Genomic DNA, 17329 nt, shown 5'->3' on the forward strand with positions numbered 1-17329 from the left:
AGTATTTGAATGTCGCGTGCGAATTTCATTCGGGTGATGTTATTGCTTGCGGCCGCCTGCTGGGTCGGCGGTTGCCATTACATGCCGACCAACGGTCCGACCAGCTCTGATGTCCTTGCCGGCCAGAAGGACGCGGAAAGCCTGCCCTATGCGATGGTGAAGATCACGCCGCAGGTCGAGAACGTGCTGGCGTCGTTCGCGCCGCAACTCGCCGGCGGCATTCAGGGCCCGCCACCCAAGGACATCCATTTCGGTATCGGCGACGTCGTCAGCGTCACGATCTTCGAAGCCGCCGCCGGCGGTCTGTTCATTCCGGTCGAGGCCGGCGTGCGTCCCGGCAACTACATCACACTGCCGAACCAGAACGTCGATACCGACGGCAACATCTCGGTGCCTTATGCCGGCGCGATCCGCGCCAAGAACCGCACCCCGGCCGAAGTGCAGCGCTCGATCGTCGATGCTCTGAAGAATCGCGCGATCGAGCCGCAGGCCGTGGTCGCCCTGATCGAGCAGCGCACCTCGCTGATCTCCGTGCTCGGCGAGGTCAATACGCCGAACCGCTTCCCCGCCAACGCCGCAGGCGAGCGTGTGCTCGATTCGATCACGCGCGCCGGCGGCCCGAAAGGGCAGGGTTTCGACACCTGGGTGATGCTGGAGCGTGACGGCAAGCGCACCACCGTGCCGTTCGGCCAGTTGGTCTACGAGCCCAAGAGCAACATCTACGCGCATCCCGGCGACACCATCTATGTCTACCGCGAGCCGCAGACCTTCGTCGCCTTCGGCGCCTCGGGCGCGCAGGGTCAATTCAATTTCGAAGCCTGGCGCATCTCGCTCGCCGAAGCGGTCGCCAAGGCGGGCGGCCTGAACGATTCCTCGGCCGATCCGGCCTCGGTGTTCGTCTATCGCGGCGAGCTGCCGGAAGTCGCCGCCAAGCTCGGCATCGACGTCAGCAAATATTCAGGGCCGATCATCCCGGTCGTCTACAACATCAATTTCCGCGATCCGGCCGGCTATTTCCTGGCCACGCGTTTCCAGTTGCGCAACAAGGACGTGCTCTATGCGTCGAACGCGACCTCGGTCGAGGACGCCAAGCTGATGCAGCAGATCCGCCTCGTCACCGCAACGGTGAACGATCCGATCGTGGCCGCCTACAACGCAACCTTACTTCGTAATTCGATCAAGCTTGCGCCCTGATATTGGGGCGTGAGCCGGCCCGGCCGGCTTCATGACACGTCTACGATTACCTTCCGCCGCGGGCGAGATGACGGCGTTGCCGCGGCCGGTGCGCTGGTCGTCGTGGCTGTTCTGCGCCGTCGTTGCGCTGGCGCCGTTGCCGCTCGGCTCGGTCGGGGCCGTCGCACCCGCGATCTGGTCGATCCTGCTCGGGATCGCACTGCTCGGGGTGCTGCCGATGCGCCTGCGCGGCAGCCAGCTCGCGATCCTCGCGGTGACGGCGCTGTTGACGGCGCTCGCCGTGCTGGTGCTGCACGAGCAATCGGCGCTCCGGCCCTGGCTCGGCGCAGCGCCGAACGAGCTGTGGGCGGAGGCCGGCAAATTGCTGCCCGCCGAGCTACCGCCGGTCGTGACGATCGCAACCAATCTGCCGTTTTATTCCGCTGGCCTCGGGATCGTCTGCCTGCTTGCCTTTGCCATCGGCGTCGTGCTCGGAGCCAATCGCATCCTTGCGCGCGGGCTATTGCGGGCGGTGGCGCTCGCGGGCCTTGCCTATGCGATCTGCGGCATCGTCACGTTCGCGATCGATCCGACCCGGATCTATCTGCTGCACGAGAAGCAGGCGCAGCTGGAGTGGCTGACCTCGCCGTTCGTCAACCGCAACACCGCTGCCATCTATTATGGTTGTTGTGCCCTGATCTGGCTGCTGTTCTGCTGCGAGCTGATCGAGCGGCATTGGCCGTCGCGGCGGGCGAGCCTGCCGCGCCTATTGGCGCGCTTCGACAGGCCGGCGCGGCGCCGGCTCGCCGGCCATGCGTTCGGCTGGCTCATTTGCCTGATTGCAATGTTTCTGACCGGATCACGCGGCGGGGTCGCGATCTCGCTGCTGGCTGCCGTCGTCGCGGCCGCGCTCCTGTTTCGCAAGCGGATGCCGCGCCGCTACGGTCTGATCGTGGCGCTCGGCATCGGCAGCCTGGTCGCACTCGCTTTGCTGCAATTGCTCGGCGGTGGCGTCGGCGCGCGCTTCAGCACGATGGGCCTGTCGGACGAGGGACGGTTCTCCACGTATCGTGCGACGTTACGGATGATCTGGGACCATCCCTGGCTCGGCGACGGGTTCGGATCCTTCGAATGGGTTTATCCGGCCTATCGCACCGACGACATCTCGCTGCGCGGGACCTGGAACCGGGCGCACAACAGTTGGCTCGAGCTCGTGTCCGACGGCGGAATGTTAATGGCCGGCGCTGTCATGATCGCGCTGCTCGCAGCGTTCGGCGTGCTCGCGCATGGCGTGCGGACCCGCCGCCGCGACGTCATCGTACCGCTTGCGGCGCTGTGCGCATCGGCTGCCGGCGCGCTGCATTCGATGATCGATTTCTCGCTCCAGATCACCGGCTATGTCGTTGTTATCGCCGCCTTGCTTGGGGCGGGCCTGTCACAATCCTTCCGCTCCAGCAGTGCCCGCGGCGACCGTGACGGCAATGTTACGGCCGGGGCGGCCAGTTAACGTTGATTTCCGCGCGGCGCGCCGGGCGCGCCGGGCGCGCTGCCGGGCCGGGGTTTTAATTGGCGCGATAACTCTGGCTATGCTAACGAACTGTTAGTATTCGTTAGGGAGATAGCTGTGTTCACATTTGAGCGATCCGGCGGCTTTTCCGCCTCGCGCCTTGGGGTTTTTGTGATGTTGGCGTTCGCTGCGCCCGGCGGCGCTGCGATGGCGCAAACCTCAGGCGGGCTGGTCCAGCTCTCCCAGGCGGTCACGAACTTCAAGGCCAATCCGGAGCAGTTGCTGAGCCAGTTTCCGAATGCGGGCGTGGAATTGACCTCGCGGGCGCGCGACTTCGCCCTCAACGATCCGACTGCGCTCGATCCGCTGATCGCGCTGCTTGCCAAGGCAAGCAAGGACCAGAAGACGGCGATCGCCGCTGGTCTCGCCCAGGCCGCGCGCATCGTGGTGCGCAGCAACCAATCCTACGCGACGCGCATCCAGCAGGCGATCGCCGACACCAAGGACCTCGACACTGTGATGGCGTTTGCCGCAGCGTCGGGTGATACCGGCACCGCCGCGACCGGTGCCGGCGGCGCGGGCAGCGCCGGCGCATCCGGCGGCCAGACCAGCGCGATCGGCGCCAATGGCGCCAATGGCGGCGCGCTCGAGGCCATCAACGGCAACAGCGTGAACACCGGCATCTTCAGCTTCACCTCGTCGGTCAGCAGCTCGGGCACGGGCACCGGCACCACCCTCATTACAACAGTGACTCCCTGAGCGGGCTTCCGGTTGCCAATGGAGAACTCTCTGCAGCAATGCGCTTCGATGTCGGCGGCGGTACGTTTCCCGACGCTATTGGAGGGCGCGAAGGCAGGATCCATCCTGCCGGCGCGGCGATAGAACGAGATGCTTCAGCGCAACCAGATTCCGTCGTCCGTCGATCTGAGAAATCGTCCGGCTGAACTGCCGTCGCTGGCGGAAACCTTCGACGCCTTCGTCACCTATTTGCTGCGGCAGTACTGGGTGATCCTCGGCACCGCCGGGCTCTGCCTGTTCGGCGGCATCTGCTACCTGGCGACAGCGGCGCCGAGTTACACCGCGCTTGCCACGATGATCATCGACACGCGCAAACTCCAGGCGTTCCCGCAGCAGTCGCCGGTGAGCGAGGCTCCGGTCGATTCTGCAGCGGTCGAAAGCCAGGTCGAAATCCTGAAGTCGGAGAACGTGGCGCTCACGGTAATCCGCGACCTCAAGCTCAACGAGGATCCGGAATTCATCGGCTCCAAGGCCGGCGCGGCGGGAGCGGTGCTGGATTTCGTCACCGGCCTGTTCGCCGGTAGCGCGCCGCCCAACGAGTTCGACCGGACCCGGCGCGCGGTCCGCACCTTCCAGAAGCAGCTCGACGTCCGCCGCCGCGGCATGACCTATGTAATCGAGGTCAGCTTCCGCTCGCTCGATCCCGAGCGCGCGGCGCAGATAGCCAACGCCGTCGCCGACGCCTACATCGTCGATCAGCTCGATTCCAAGTACCAGGCGACCCGCCGCGCGAGCGTCTGGTTGCAGGACCGCATCACAGAGCTGCGCACCCAGGCATCCAACGCCGAGCGCGCGGTGCTCGACTACAAGAAGACCAACAACATCGTCACCTCCAGCGGCAAGCTGCTCAACGAGCAGCAGCTCGGCGAGCTCAACACCCAGCTGCTGCACGCGAAGTCGCAGGTCACCGACGCCAAGGCCAAGCTCGACCGCATCGACGCGGTGGTGAAGGGCGGCGTCCCCGATGCGGCGGTCGCCGATTCCCTGAACAACCAGGTCATCACCAAGCTGCGCTCGCAGTATCTCGAGCTTGCCAACCGCGAGGCCGACTGGTCGTCGCGTTATGGCTATAATCATCTGGCCGCGGTCAATCTGCGCAACCAGATGCGCGAGATCCAGTCGTCGATCATGGATGAGCTGAAGCGGCTCGCCGAAAGCTACAAGAGCGACTATGCGATCGCCCTGCAGCGCCAGAACGACATCGAGCGCGCCGTCAACGATTCGGTGTCGCAGTCGCAGTCCACCAACCAGGCGCAGGTCACGCTGCGCGAGCTCGAGAGCTCGGCACAGACCTATCGCTCGCTCTATGACAATTTCCTGCAGCGCTACATGGAGAACGTGCAGCAGCAGTCGTTCCCGGTCAGCGAGGCGCGGGTGATCACCCGTGCCTCGCGTCCCCTGAGCAAGAGCCATCCGCAGACCCTGGTCGTGCTCGCACTCTCGGCGCTCGGCGGCCTGATCGCCGGGCTCGGGTTCGGCGTGCTGCGCGACCTCTACGACCGGGTGTTCCGCACCGTCGAAATGGTCGAGACCATCCTCGACGCCGATTGCGTTGCGATCGTGCCCCGCGTCTCGCCGGGCCAGCTCAAGCCGCCGGTGGCCGGCCGCCCCAATTTGCCGGTCGGTCCGCGCACGATCCAGCGCAGCGACGAGGCGGTGCTGTGGGCAGCGATCGATGCGCCGTTCTCGCGATTCTCGGAAGCGATCCGCTCGATCAAGGTCAATGCCGACCTCAACGTCACCAAGCCGTCGAAGATCCTCGGCCTGACCTCGGCGCTGCCCAACGAGGGCAAATCGACGCTGGCCTTCGTGTTCGCGCAGCTGGTCGCCCAGAGCGGGGCACGCGTGCTGCTGATCGATTGCGACCTGCGCAATCCCTCGCTCAGCCGCAAGGTCGCCGCGACCGCCGAGCGCGGCATCCTCGACGTGCTGTCGAACAATGCGACATTGCAGGATGTGCTGTGGCGCGATTCGGAGACTGGCCTCGCCTTCCTGCCGGGCGCTACACGGTCGCGCATCGCGCATTCGCACGAGGTGCTGGCTTCCGACCAGATGAAGGATTTCATCGATGGGGTCCGCAGCCAGTATGATTACGTGATCGTCGATTTCCCGCCGCTGACGCCGGTGGTTGACGTCCGCATCACGGCGCACTTCGTCGATTCCTTCGTCTTCATCGTGGAATGGGGCAAGACCCAGGTGCAGGTGGTCGAGCGCGCGCTGCGCAGTGCGCGCGCGGTCAACGAGAACCTGCTCGGCGTCGTGCTCAACAAGGCCGACATCGCCGCGATGAGCCGCTACAGCGGCTATGGCGGCAAGAACTACTATTACAACTCGCACTATGGGCGTTATGGCTACACCGAGTGAGACACGCGGCGCGATGTCCCGGCGTGCCGCCGTCTGGTTCGCGCGCGGCTTGCTGGCCGTGGTCGCGTGCTCGTCGGTTGCCTGGGGCGCGACCACCTTGCCTGACTTCGTCGACCAGGCCCGGCTCGATGGCGCGAGCGACCTGATCCTGCGCAACGTCCCGGTCCGCGATGCCGAGCTCGGGGCGCTCGCGCCGGCGCTCTCCCGTGCCGCGGCGCCATCGGATTGCATGCCCGCGAGCGATCGCAGCGCCGCGGTGATCCGGCTGCGGCTCGCCGAGAACGCGCTCGCATCCGGCGACCAGGTCGACGCCCGGATGAGCGAGCTCGATGCGGCGATCCGCAAATCGCTCGGCTGCGCGCCGGCCGATCCCTATCTCTGGCTGGTGCTGTTCTGGCTTCGCAACACAAGGCAGGGCTTGAACGACGCCAATTTCGACCTGCTGCGGATGTCGTACCGGCTCGGACCGAATGAGGGCTGGATCGTCGTCAAGCGCAGCGCCATGGCGCTTGTCATGCTCGATGCGTTGCCGCCCGACCTGTCGGCCGAGGTCGTTGCCGAGTTCGCGCGCCTGGTGAAGACCGAGCTCTACACCGAGGCGATCGATCTCTTGAAGGGACCGGGCTGGGTGCATCGGGAAAAGCTGCTGGCCGGCCTTGCCGCCGTTCCGCAACGGAACGTCGACATCCTGACCAAGACCATGGCCGACATCGGATATGATCTCGATCGCCGCTCGCCTGCGGAACGGCGCAATCTGGGGCGCAAATCGAACGACCGCCTCGACGAGCCTGCCCGAATGCCGCCCGAAGCGAGGGCTAGGCCATGACGATGGAATTCAGCGTCAGACGACACAACGCGCATTATGAGGGCGTCTATTCCGCGCAGGAGCGCGACTGGCGCCGCGTCTGCGCCATCGACAAGGCCGATCATATCGCCGGCCTGCTTGGTAGGTCCGCTGCCAAAATCGGCACTGTCCTCGAGGTCGGCTGTGGCACCGGCGCCGTGCTGGCGCGGCTGTCGGCGATCGGCGTCGGGCGCGACTTCACCGGCATCGACGTGATCGATCCCGCGACCAATCTGGAGACCGAGGGGGCCGCTGCAACCCCGTTCCATTGGTCAAGCTATGACGGTGCGACGATCCCGTTCGCCGACGCATCGTTCGACCTCGTCTATGCCAGCCATGTGCTGGAGCACGTGCCCGAGCCGCGCGCGTTCCTGCATGAGCTCGCTCGCGTCTCGCGGGACTTCATCTATGTCGAGGTGCCCTGCGAGCTGCACGCCCGGACCAGTCGCGCGGCGCTGCAATCGACGCTCGACATCGGCCATATCAATTTCTACACGCCCGATACGTTTCGGCTGCTGCTGGAGACCGTGGGACTCAAGGTCAAGGACGTCGGCACTTGGGACCACAGCCTGCCGGTGCATGCTTTTCATTCGTCGCGGATGAAGGGGCTCGCGAAGAGCATCGTGCGGAAGTCGCTGTTGTCGGTGAGCCCAGGCGTCGCGACGCGGCTCGCGACCTATCATTGCGGGGCGATCTGCCGGCACGACGCGGCGCCGCCACGGGATCGATAAGCCATGGCGCCGCGCGTGGTCGTCTTCAACAACATGATCACACCCTACACCAACCGGCTCTGCAACGAGCTGGTTGATCGCGGGCTGGATCTCGCCGTGCTGTCCTGCACCGCGCAGGAGGCCGATCGGCTCTGGGCCGGCTCGTTCACGCCGCGCTACACCACGCGCACCGTGCCCGGTGTCTCGATCCCGCTGTCGCGGTCGCGTCACACCCATGTCAATATCGGGATCGGGCGCGCCTTGAACGCGCTCGCGCCCGACCTGCTGTTCGTCAACGGGCTGTATCCCTCGATGTTGGCCGGCGCGGCATGGGCGCGCGCCAACGGCAAGGCGCTGGCGCTGACCATCGACGGCTGGCGCGAAACCATGCCCAACACCGCCTATCATCGGCTGGCGCGGCCCTGGCTGCTGCGCCAGTGCGACGCGGTGGTCTGCTGCAGCGACAAGGGCAGGGCCTATTTCCGCGAACAGGGCGTTGGTGAGGACGATCTGTTCGTGGTGCCGCTGGTGCCGGCATGGGATCCTCCCGCGACCGTACCTGCCTTCCACGACCGTCCGTTTCATCTACTCTGGTGCGCCCGCATCAACGATGACGCCAAGAACGCGATCTTCTTCGAGAACGTTGCGATTGCGCTTGGCAAGATCGTGCCCGAACTCAGGGTGCGCGTGGTCGGATCCGGCGCCGCCGAGACGCGCATGTTGGCGCGGCTGGATGAGGCCGGCATCAATGTCAGCCACGACAGCTATGTGCCGTGGCAGGCGATCTCGGAAGTCTATTTGCAATCCCGGCTGCTGCTGCTGCCCTCGCTGCTGGAACCGTGGGGGCTGGTGTGCAACGAGGCGATGCAGTGCGGCGTGCCTTGCCTGGTGTCGCCGCATGTCGGGGCAGGCGGCGAGCTGGTGCGCGATGGCGACAATGGCCACGTCTGTGCGCTCGATGAGCAGATCTGGGTCGAGGCGGCCCGCGGCCTGCTCGAGCATCCCGCGCGCTGGGAGGCGATGTCGCAGCGAGCCAGGGCGAGCGTGCGGCGCGATGCGCTTGCCGAGGCTACGGCGCGTTTCATCGCTGCGGTCGATCATCTCGTGCTGGCGCCGGCCCGGCAGGAGGCCGTGCCATGATCGGCCGATGGTGGTGGCGAGCCGACGTCTTCCTGCACGCCTATCTGGTGATGGTGCTCGGCTGCATCTATTTCCTGTTCAATTTCATCGAGGGCATTTCGTTCGCGGAACGGGCTGGCGAATCCACGCTATTCCGCGCCGCGTGGCTGCTGCTCTACATTCTCCTGATGCTGCACATTGCGGTCGATCGGAAGCGCTTCGGCCTGCTGATGCTGCAATCGCATCTCTATCTGACGTTCGTGGCCTTCGCGCTGGTGTCGCTGGCGTTGAGTGCCGACCCGGCGGGCTCGTCGGTCAAGTTCGCGATGTATCTGTTGACCACGATGTTTTCAGCCTGGGTCGTGATCAGCTGCCCGGTCGATCGTCTCGTCGACACCCTGTTCCGGATCGGGATCGTGGTCTTGATCGTCCACGTCGTGCTGTTTCCGGTGATCGGCTCGCAATGGGATTACGACCCGCTGCACCGGCCGACGGTGCTTGGCACCCAGGCCTATGCCGGAGTGTTCGGGCACAAGAATCTCGCGGGTGCATTCTTCGGCCTGATGGTGCTGATCTGCTTCGTGCGCATGCTGGCGGGGCCGCGCAAGCAATTCGGCTGGTCGCTGCTGCTGATGGGCTGTCATCTGTTTGCGCTCGCCGCGGCCGGCGCCGCCGGACCGCTGATCAGCATGCTGACGGCGCTCGCCGTGACCTTCGGGTTGCTGCTGGTGGTGCTTGGGCATAGAGGTGCGGCCGCGATCTACTGGCTTGGTCTCGCCTTTGTTGCGCTGGTCGTGTTCGCCGTGCCGAGCGACGAGTTATATGGGCTGGTCGGCCGCAGCGGAAACCTGACCGGCCGCTCGTTCCTCTGGTCGGTCTGGCCGTACTTCTTCTGGCAGCACCCCTGGCTCGGCTACGGCTTTTCCGGGTTCTTCAACGAGCTGCCGAACTCGCCCGCGACCGAGCTGACCAACATGGCGCCGTGGAATACCGAGTTCGGCTCGTTCGAGAATTCCTATCTCGACGCCTTTCTCCAGTTCGGTCTGCTCGGCGGCGTGCTCTACATCTTACTGCTGGGGCGCGCGTTGTGGAACACCATCGTCTTCACCTTCGAGCGGCGAGGGATGTACTGGCTGGCGCCGTTCGCGATGCTGCTGTTCGTCGTGGTCGCCTCCGCCAACGATTCGAGCCAGCTGCTGCACAATTATTTCGGCTGCGTGCTGGTGTTCTGGTGCTATTTCGGCCCGGAGGCCAGGCTGCAAACGGTGCCGCGGCGGGCGTTCACCAGATTGCGTGTGAGTGAGGCGTGAGTGCGTTGACCGACAGGTTGGATCGCGCGGCGGGCCAGTCCCGGGTCGCCGCTGCCGTGAGCGGATCGGTCCGCCGGCTGCGCCGCGCCGGCGGCAATGTCGCGCTCGGCCTGGTCGATCAGGGGCTGCTCAGCGGCTCCGCCTTCGTGCTGACGATCGTGCTGGCCAACGTGCTCGACATCAATTCGTTCGGCCGCTTCAGCGTCGCCTGGTCGTTCTCGATCCTGATCGAGGCGGTGTTTCTGCGCGGCCTGTTCGACGACGGACTGCCGGCGACCGCGCATCGCATTCCGAGAACGCGATGGCCGCAACTCCGGCTCGGCCTCTATCTGTCGTCGCTGCTGGTCTCGGGATCCCTTGGCTTGCTGCTGGTGATTGCGGGCCTGGTGATCGCAGCTGTCGGCGGCGAAGCGGGCGGGCTCGTGATCGCAACCGGGCTCGCGATCCCCGCGGTTCGCCTGCAAAGCATGTTCCGCCGCATCTGCTATCTCGACGGGCGGCTGCCGCGCGCGGTGGCATCCTCGCTGACCTATTGCGTGGTGCTGGTCGCCTCGGCCGGGCTGATGATCGCGCTGAAGCTCACCGGTGCTGCGGCGGCGATGGCGTGCATCGCGATATCAGGGGCGGTCGCGGCGAGCCTGCTGCTGATCCACACCGGCGAGTTGGCCTGGCCGGAAGTTCGGATCTTCCGCGGCTCGCTGCGGCGGCTGTTTCGGAACGGCCGCTGGTTCGTCGCGACCTCGCTGACCTACTGGATCGGCAGCATCGGGCTGATCCCGGTGTGCGGCGTCCTGATCGGGCTCGACGCTAGCGCGTCGCTGCGGATCCTGCTGCTGGTGTTCGCCCCGCTCAGCCAGTTCTGCGCCACGATGTTCTCGGTCCGCCTGCCGGAGATCGCATCCGAGCTGCGCGCCGGCCGCCGCAGCGCGGTTGCTGCCGCCGCGCGCGAAAATGCCCTGCTGCTTGGGTCGATCGCCGTGGCTTATGGCGCGATCGTCGTACTGCTCGGCCAGCGCATTCTCGCGCTTGTCATTCACGGACAGACCTATCAGATCGGCACCGGTAGCCTCGCTTTGATGGGCGCTGCGATGGCGCTCGATGCGGTGTGGCTCGGCCTCGCGCTACCGTTGTTTGCGACCGGCAGGCCGCAGCGATTCATGCTGAGCCGGATCACCGGCCTCGTCGCGCTGTGCTGCGTGCTGCCGCTGGCGGCCGAGGCTTGGGGGATAATGGGCGCGGTAGCGGCGATGGTGGCCTCCAGCGCGGCATCGGTGATCACGGTTGTGCTGACCAATTCGGCGCGGGAGCAGGCATGACCGACGACGCACCCGGCCGCGCGCTCTCGAAACTGCATATCGGCGCCTTCAATTGCGGCATCGCGGGCTGGATCAACACCGATATCACGATGCATCTGTGGATCGCGCGCCTCCCGTTCGCGGCCAAGGCGCTGCATCTTGCCGGTTTGCTGAGCGATGCCCGCTATGCTGAGCACCGCCAGGGCAAGTTCGCCGGGCTCCGCCATATGGACTTGACGAAGCCACTGCCGTTCGCAGATCGCAGCCTCTCGGCGGTGTTCAGCGCGCATGTCTTCGAGCATCTGTTTCCGGACGAAGTCGAGCGGCTGGCGCGCGAGATCGTGCGGGTGCTGGCGCCCGGCGGCGTATGCCGCATCGTCGTGCCCGACATGGAACGGATCGTCGCGCTGTACGATCCGGCCGCGCCGCAGGCCTTCCTCAAGGGCGTGTTCGAGATCGAGCGCCGCAAGGAAGTGGCCTTCGCGCATCACTGGGGCTATACGCGCGCATCGCTCGCGGCGCTGTTCCGCGAGGCGGGGTGTTCTGAGACCCATACAAGGGCCTATCGCGAGGGCGTTTGTCCCGATATCGACCGGCTCGACAACCGGCCGGACGAATCGATCTTCTTCGAGGCCGTCAAGTGAGCGGGAAGGATCGCATGTGGCGTGCTAGACCGACGCGACCGGAAGCAGGAGACTGATCGTGCTGGGCGCCATTCAGGCCCGATTTTCCAGTGCGGCACGCCAGCGGCGCGGCGAGTTCCTCGTCCGCACCGTGAACCTGCCGCTCGATGCAAAAATCCTCGATCTCGGCGGCGGCACCGGCCGGCATATTCGCGCGATCCTGCCGCGCCATACCGACATCACGGTGTGCGACATCTCGGCCGACGATCTGAAGGCTGCGCGCGAGCGCTTCGGCTTCAAGACCGTCCTGCTGCAGGAGACCGAGCGCCTGCCGTTCGACGATCAGGCATTCGACTTCTGCTTCTGCTCGTCGGTGATCGAGCACGTCACCGGGCCGAAGCAGGACGTGGTGACGATCGAGAGCGACGCGGATTTTCTCAATGTCGCACGCGAGCACCAGAACCGCTTTGCCGGCGAGATCTCACGGGTCGCAAAATCGTTCTACGTGCAGACGCCGTATCGTTACTTTCCGATCGAGAGCCATACCTGGTTGCCCGGGATCATCGTGCTGCTGCCGAGGCGGCTGCAGATCGCGCTGATCGACACGTTCAACCGCTTTTGGTTCAAGCGCACAGCGCCCGATTGGCACCTGTTTGACTGGCGCGAGATGACGGAATCCTTTCCGGACGCAAAAATCTATCGCGAGCGATATCTCGGCATGACCAAGTCGCTGATGGCGATCAAGACCTGAGGCAGGCGTCCGCCTGCCGCGTCAATTGTCGCGGCGGGCCAGGATGTTGATCAGCGTGCCGACCGCTGGCCGGCGGTCGAGCGCCGGCGGCAGCGGGGAGCCGGCAAAGCTCGAGCCGAGCATCGTGAGGCCGTTCTGTCGCAGCAGGCCCTGCATCGCGATCGGCGAGGTGTCGAACTTGGAGAAGGCGAGGTAGCGGAACAGCGGCCGCGCCGACACCCGCACCGATGCTGCGTGCGCAAGCTTGTAGCTTTGGCGCAGCAGCGATCCGCGATTGGGGATCGAGACCAGCAGCACGCCGCCGGGCCTGAGCACGCGATGAATCTGGGCGAGGCACTGCGCCACCTCGGGGACATATTCCAGCACGCTCGCGCACAGCACGCCGTCGAACGATCGATCGGCGAAGGGCAGGTTTGCGATGGTCGGGATCTGCCGGAAGGTCAGCCGTTCGGCCGTCGGGTCGGCGAGGCGGCTGCGCGCCGCCGCGATCATCTCCGGCGAGGCGTCGACGCCGGTGACGTCACAGCCGCGTGCAGCGAGCAGGCGGGACAACGTTCCGGTTCCGCAACCCGCATCCAGCCAACGCTGGCCGTTGAGGTCCGCGGTCCCGAGCAGACCGAACAGCGCGGCGGTGCGCGCCTTGAAGGTGCGGCTTTGATGCAGCGCCTCCCACCCCGACGAAATCTCGTCGTGGAAGCGGATTTCGGGTCGGTCGCGAGTCTCGGCCATGGTGGCCATGATCATCCCTACCAATGGAAGCCGCTCACTCTGGCGCTGACTTCGTCGGGCAGTCCGATATCAGATAGTTCGAGCACGGTCTGGTCGGAACGGCTTGCCTTCAGTGCCGCGACGAAGCGCGGATCGGCCGTCGTCAGCACGATGATGTCGGCCCATTCGATCGTCGCCGCCACATCGTCATGCAGCAGGCCGACCAGGTCCGGGTTGCGCATCAGGAAGTCGCGGTTGGCGCCGATCAGCTGCGACAGCTGCACATTGGGGTCGTAGATCCGGATCTCGCGCCGCTCGCCGCGCAGGCTCTTGACCAGCTCGACGAACGGGCTGTCGCGCACATCGTCGGTGCCGGCCTTGAAGCTGATGCCGAGGAAGGCGATGCGGCGGCCCTCATGCGACAGGATCCAGTCGGCGCCGCGCGACATGATCATGTCGTTGCTCGGCAGTATACTTTCCAGCACCGGCGTCGACAGCCCGCGGCTGTGCGCCAGATGCTTCAGCGCCTTGACGTCCTTGGGAAGGCAGGAGCCGCCGAAGGCAAATCCCGGCCGCAGGTAAGCCGACGAAATGTTGAGCCTTGTGTCCTGCATGAAGATGTTCATGACGTCGCGGCCGTCGATGCCGAGCGTCTTTGCGATCGTGCCGATCTCGTTGGCGAAGCTGACCTTCAGCGCATGCCAGCTGTTGTCGACATATTTGGCGAGTTCCGCGGTCTCGACCGGCGGCGTGATCTTGGCGCCGGGCAGGTCCTTGTAGAGCGCCATGACGCGATCGGCGGTTTCCTGATTGAAGGCGCCGACCACGGTCTTCGACGGTGCGTTGAAGTCCGCGATCGCTGAGCCTTCGCGCAGGAACTCGGGATTGAAGGCAAGGTCGAAATCGCGGCCGATTCTGTTGCCGGAGGCTTCCTCGATCAGTGGCCCGACGGTGCCGCGGGTAGTGCCCGGCAGTACGGTGGAGCGGATCGTCACGGTGTGCGGCGCGTTCTTCGCGCGCAATCCGCGGCCGATCTCGATCGCAACCTGCCGGATCGCGGTGAGGTCGAGATTGCCGTTGCCGGACGAGGGCGTGCCGACGCAGACCATCGAGATGTCGCTGTTGACGATCGCCTCGGTGGCGTCGGTGGTTGCGGTCAGCTGGCCGGTTGCGACCGCGCGCGCCACCTTGTCGGAGATGCCCGGCTCGATCACAGGCGATCGGCCTTTGCGGATCAAGTCGACCTTCGCCACGCTCTTGTCGACGCCGATGATCTGGTGGCCGAGTTCGGTGAAGCAGGCCGCGCAGACCGTTCCGACATAACCCAGGCCGAATATGCTGACGTTCATGCTTCGACCTTCAACAGCTTGGAGACGTGCGCGTGGCCGCGGCCACGTCGCGTTGGGCGGGGGTGAGGCGGCAGCGCGTTCAACGCGAGGCCCGCCCGGCGGCCGCATTGGCGTTGACGCCGGAGGCCTGTGAGGTCGGCCGTTCCACGGTTGCGCTGGCGCGTGGTGCGCGGCTCTGCGAGGAGGCCTTCTTGGGGAACAGCGCCTCATAGGCCGCGAGCAGCTTCGGCTCCTCATGTGTCCAGGACAATGCGCGCTCGACGCGGCTGCGGCCGAACGCACCCATCGTCTGACGCAGCGAGGGATCGTCGATCAACGTAATGATCTTGCTGGCAAAATCCTGCGGATCGTTCTTCGCCGCATAGAGCGAGGCATCGAGCGCGGAACGGCGGCCCTCGCGAACGTCGAACTGCACGATCGGCCGTCCGAGCGCCATGTACTCCATGATCTTGTTCATGGTGGAGATGTCGTTCATCGGCGTGACGCGGTCCGGATTGACGCAGACGTCGGCGGTCGAGAGCATCGTGAACAGCGCGTCGTCGGCGATTGCGCCGGTGAAGTTCACGTAGTCAGAGAGCTGCATCTCCTCGCACAGCTTGACCACCGCGTGCCACTCCGGCCCGGTGCCGGCGATGTTGAACTGGATGTCGGTGCGACCGAGGTCGTGCACGATATGGCCGATCGATTGCAGCAGGAGATCGATGCCTTCCGACTGGCCGATGACGCCGACATAGCCGATGCTGTAGCGCCGGCCACGGCGCCAGGCCGGATCGGCAGGGCGCGACCGCACGCGGTCGAGATTGGGGCCGGAGCGCACCACGAAAACCCGGTTGGCCGGCATGCCGCCGCGCGTGATCGCGATCTCGCGATAGGATTCGTTGGTTGCGATCGAGATGCTCGCGGTCTTGAAGGTGAGATATTCGACCAGCCGCAGCAGATGCCAGAAGAAGTCCCGGCGGCCGAACTTGGCCTCATAGAGCTCGGGATTGACGTCGTGATGATCGAACACGAAGCGTTTGCCGCCGAGCTTGAACAACAGGCCGATCAGGAAGATCAAATCGGGCGGATTGCAGCCCTGGATCACGTCGAAGCCATGCTTCCACGCCACCTTGATCGCAAGCCAGGTTTCCCAGAACAGCGCGACCGGATATTCGATGAGATAGGCGGCGATGCCGCGCGCTTCCACCGGCATCGGATGGCGGTAGATGTGAATGCCCTCGAGACACTCGTAAGCTTCGTCGTGACCGCGGCCCTTCGGGCAGATCACCGAAACCTGATAGCCCGCCTTGCGCAGCGACGTTGCCTCGCACCACACCCTGCGATCGAAAGGAACCGGAAGGTTCTCGACGATGATCAGGATCCGCCGCGGTGATGGTTCAGCTCTCGACATCTGCGATGATCTATACCATTGACCTAACAACATCACAATCTGACTAACATTGGCATTAACATGCGTGACTTGCACTTAGCAATCCCGCCGCCGTGACTTGCACTTAGCAATCCCGCCGCGGATGTGACGGCGACGAGACGAGGACATGGCAGGCAGAGTGAGGGATTGGGGTCAAAGGGCGTTGATTGCGCTGGTTTTGAGCACGCTGCTGCCGCTGGCCCACAGATGGCCGCTATCGTGGGCGGGTTCGACCTCGAACGATGCGCTCGTTGCGAGCCGCCTGAACGCGATGATCCCGTCGACGCTGTTCGGCATGACGGTCAACGCGATCGGGCAGTCGCAGCCTTGGCCCGAGCTCAAATTCGACGGCGTTCGGCTCTGGGGCGCGATCTACTGGGCGCAGATCAACCCGGCGCCTGGCGTCTACAATTGGGCGCGCTTCGACGCCATCCTTGCGGCCGCGGAGCGCGAGCACGTCGAGATCGTGCTCAATCTCGCCTTCACGCCGCGATGGGCCGCGTCGGTGAAGGACGCGCCGCCGGCGTTCACACCAGGCGCATCCTCGCCGCCGGCGGATCTCGCGTCATGGGATCAATGGGTGCGCGCGGCCGTCACACGCGCCGCCGGCCGCATCAAATACTGGGAAATCTGGAACGAGCCGGAAGATCCTAAATATTACTCGGGCGATATCGCCACAATGGTCCAGATGCAGAAGCGGGCCTACGAGATCATCAAGGGCGCCGATCCCGATCTGATCGTGCTGACGCCGCCGTCCAACGGCACGCCCGACGGATATCGCTGGCAAAAGGCCTTCATGGCGCAAGGCGGCGGGCAATATGCCGATGTGTTCGCCTTCCACGGCTATACCAGCGAACCCGAAGCGGTGATCGGCATCATCGCGCGCTTCAAGCAGATCCTCGCTGCGCATGATCTTGCGGCACGGCCGATCTGGGACACCGAGGCGGGCTGGTCGTCCTATGAAGACAATCCGGACGGGTGTCTGGCGCGGGCCTACATCCTGAAATGGATCAGCGGCGTCGACCGCTTCTATTGGTACGAGTTTGCCGGCGGCGGCAGCGACTTTGGAAAGCTATGGGATCCGGCGCGCGGGCTGCTTCCGAGCGGAATTGCCTATCGCACGGTTCGGTCATGGTTGGTCGACGCGAGCGTCGTGGCCGCAGGCAGGACGTCGCCGTCGACCTGGCGGGTCGAGCTTCGCATGCCGGATGGCCGCAACGGCTTGATCCTGTGGACCACCAAGGGCCGGTCCGTTGATCGGGTCGATCCGCATTTTCACCGTTATCAGGGGCTCGACGGCGGCGAAGGAGCTGTCGCCAATGGTGAGGTCGAGATCTCGCCGAAACCGGTGCTGTTGCTGGAATGATAAC

General features: G+C 65.1%; 15 protein-coding genes. 12 read left to right on the plus strand and 3 right to left on the minus strand.

Translation table 11 applies throughout. The annotated features are described in order from the left end of the window. Positions 1–9 precede the first annotated feature (9 nt). The 11 genes from JQ616_RS24740 to JQ616_RS24790 all read left to right on the plus strand — a co-directional run bounded on the left by JQ616_RS24740 (position 10) and on the right by JQ616_RS24790 (position 12494). Positions 10–1194 (plus strand): polysaccharide biosynthesis/export family protein, encoded by a 1185-nt coding sequence (locus JQ616_RS24740; RefSeq protein ID WP_212018936.1) that lies wholly within the window; start codon positions 10–12, stop codon positions 1192–1194. A 67-nt stretch (positions 1195–1261) separates the two neighbouring features. Next, positions 1262–2680 carry an O-antigen ligase family protein gene (locus JQ616_RS24745; RefSeq protein WP_212018938.1) on the plus strand — a complete coding sequence of 473 codons (1419 nt, stop codon included), beginning with the start codon at positions 1262–1264 and terminating at the stop codon, positions 2678–2680. A 174-nt stretch (positions 2681–2854) separates the two neighbouring features. Further along, the gene (locus JQ616_RS24750; RefSeq protein WP_212018940.1) at positions 2855–3439 is read left to right on the plus strand and encodes a hypothetical protein; all 585 of its coding nucleotides are present in this window, start codon (positions 2855–2857) and stop codon (positions 3437–3439) included. Positions 3440–3568: 129 nt separating this feature from the next. Next, positions 3569–5842, plus strand: coding sequence for a polysaccharide biosynthesis tyrosine autokinase (locus JQ616_RS24755; RefSeq protein ID WP_212018942.1), 2274 nt, complete (start codon positions 3569–3571; stop codon positions 5840–5842). A gap of 13 nt (positions 5843–5855) precedes the next feature. Beyond that, a complete protein-coding gene (locus JQ616_RS24760; protein ID WP_212018944.1) occupies positions 5856–6668 on the plus strand; it encodes a hypothetical protein in 813 nt (270 codons plus the stop codon). Then, positions 6665–7417 carry a class I SAM-dependent methyltransferase gene (locus JQ616_RS24765; protein ID WP_212018946.1) on the plus strand — a complete coding sequence of 251 codons (753 nt, stop codon included), beginning with the start codon at positions 6665–6667 and terminating at the stop codon, positions 7415–7417. The genes JQ616_RS24760 and JQ616_RS24765 overlap by 4 nt, the downstream gene beginning before the upstream one ends. A gap of 3 nt (positions 7418–7420) precedes the next feature. After that, positions 7421–8536: a glycosyltransferase family 4 protein gene (locus tag JQ616_RS24770; RefSeq protein ID WP_212018948.1), complete on the plus strand. Its 1116-nt coding sequence runs from the start codon at positions 7421–7423 to the stop codon at positions 8534–8536. Next, positions 8533–9825, plus strand: coding sequence for an O-antigen ligase family protein (locus tag JQ616_RS24775; RefSeq protein ID WP_212018950.1), 1293 nt, complete (start codon positions 8533–8535; stop codon positions 9823–9825). Before JQ616_RS24770 ends, JQ616_RS24775 begins: the two co-directional genes overlap by 4 nt. Further along, entirely contained in the window at positions 9822–11141 is a 1320-nt protein-coding gene (locus JQ616_RS24780; RefSeq protein ID WP_212018952.1) for a polysaccharide transporter, read from the plus strand. The genes JQ616_RS24775 and JQ616_RS24780 overlap by 4 nt, the downstream gene beginning before the upstream one ends. Then, positions 11138–11764, plus strand: a complete 627-nt coding sequence (locus JQ616_RS24785) for a class I SAM-dependent methyltransferase (protein ID WP_212018954.1) — start codon at positions 11138–11140, stop codon at positions 11762–11764. Before JQ616_RS24780 ends, JQ616_RS24785 begins: the two co-directional genes overlap by 4 nt. Positions 11765–11822: 58 nt before the next feature. Beyond that, positions 11823–12494: a class I SAM-dependent methyltransferase gene (locus JQ616_RS24790; RefSeq protein WP_212018956.1), complete on the plus strand. Its 672-nt coding sequence runs from the start codon at positions 11823–11825 to the stop codon at positions 12492–12494. 21 nt (positions 12495–12515) lie between these two features. Here the strand turns inward: JQ616_RS24790 and JQ616_RS24795 are convergent, their stop codons facing one another. The 3 genes from JQ616_RS24795 to JQ616_RS24805 form a co-directional block, all read right to left on the minus strand. Further along, positions 12516–13223 carry a class I SAM-dependent methyltransferase gene (locus JQ616_RS24795; RefSeq protein ID WP_249137174.1) on the minus strand — a complete coding sequence of 236 codons (708 nt, stop codon included), beginning with the start codon at positions 13221–13223 and terminating at the stop codon, positions 12516–12518. A 17-nt stretch (positions 13224–13240) separates the two neighbouring features. Then, the gene (locus tag JQ616_RS24800) at positions 13241–14551 is read right to left on the minus strand and encodes a nucleotide sugar dehydrogenase (RefSeq protein ID WP_212018960.1); all 1311 of its coding nucleotides are present in this window, start codon (positions 14549–14551) and stop codon (positions 13241–13243) included. 79 nt (positions 14552–14630) lie between these two features. Beyond that, a complete protein-coding gene (locus JQ616_RS24805; protein ID WP_212018962.1) occupies positions 14631–15941 on the minus strand; it encodes a glycosyltransferase family 4 protein in 1311 nt (436 codons plus the stop codon). 145 nt (positions 15942–16086) lie between these two features. Between JQ616_RS24805 and JQ616_RS24810 the strand changes: the two genes are divergently transcribed. Continuing rightward, positions 16087–17325, plus strand: a complete 1239-nt coding sequence (locus tag JQ616_RS24810; RefSeq protein ID WP_249137175.1) for a glycosyl hydrolase — start codon at positions 16087–16089, stop codon at positions 17323–17325. Positions 17326–17329: the final 4 nt, after the last annotated feature.

This window comes from Bradyrhizobium tropiciagri (assembly GCF_018130545.1).
Lineage (GTDB): Bacteria > Pseudomonadota > Alphaproteobacteria > Rhizobiales > Xanthobacteraceae > Bradyrhizobium > Bradyrhizobium tropiciagri_A.

Coding starts and splice junctions, on each gene's coding strand:
- JQ616_RS24740 (WP_212018936.1), top strand. CDS start 10: ATGTCGCGTGCGAATTTCATTCGGGTGATGTTATTGCTTGCGGCCGCC.
- JQ616_RS24745 (WP_212018938.1), top strand. CDS start 1,262: ATGACGGCGTTGCCGCGGCCGGTGCGCTGGTCGTCGTGGCTGTTCTGC.
- JQ616_RS24750 (WP_212018940.1), top strand. CDS start 2,855: ATGTTGGCGTTCGCTGCGCCCGGCGGCGCTGCGATGGCGCAAACCTCA.
- JQ616_RS24755 (WP_212018942.1), top strand. CDS start 3,569: ATGCTTCAGCGCAACCAGATTCCGTCGTCCGTCGATCTGAGAAATCGT.
- JQ616_RS24760 (WP_212018944.1), top strand. CDS start 5,856: ATGTCCCGGCGTGCCGCCGTCTGGTTCGCGCGCGGCTTGCTGGCCGTG.
- JQ616_RS24765 (WP_212018946.1), top strand. CDS start 6,665: ATGACGATGGAATTCAGCGTCAGACGACACAACGCGCATTATGAGGGC.
- JQ616_RS24770 (WP_212018948.1), top strand. CDS start 7,421: ATGGCGCCGCGCGTGGTCGTCTTCAACAACATGATCACACCCTACACC.
- JQ616_RS24775 (WP_212018950.1), top strand. CDS start 8,533: ATGATCGGCCGATGGTGGTGGCGAGCCGACGTCTTCCTGCACGCCTAT.
- JQ616_RS24785 (WP_212018954.1), top strand. CDS start 11,138: ATGACCGACGACGCACCCGGCCGCGCGCTCTCGAAACTGCATATCGGC.
- JQ616_RS24795 (WP_249137174.1), bottom strand. CDS start 13,223: ATGGCCGAGACTCGCGACCGACCCGAAATCCGCTTCCACGACGAGATT.
- JQ616_RS24800 (WP_212018960.1), bottom strand. CDS start 14,551: ATGAACGTCAGCATATTCGGCCTGGGTTATGTCGGAACGGTCTGCGCG.
- JQ616_RS24805 (WP_212018962.1), bottom strand. CDS start 15,941: ATGTCGAGAGCTGAACCATCACCGCGGCGGATCCTGATCATCGTCGAG.
- JQ616_RS24810 (WP_249137175.1), top strand. CDS start 16,087: ATGGCAGGCAGAGTGAGGGATTGGGGTCAAAGGGCGTTGATTGCGCTG.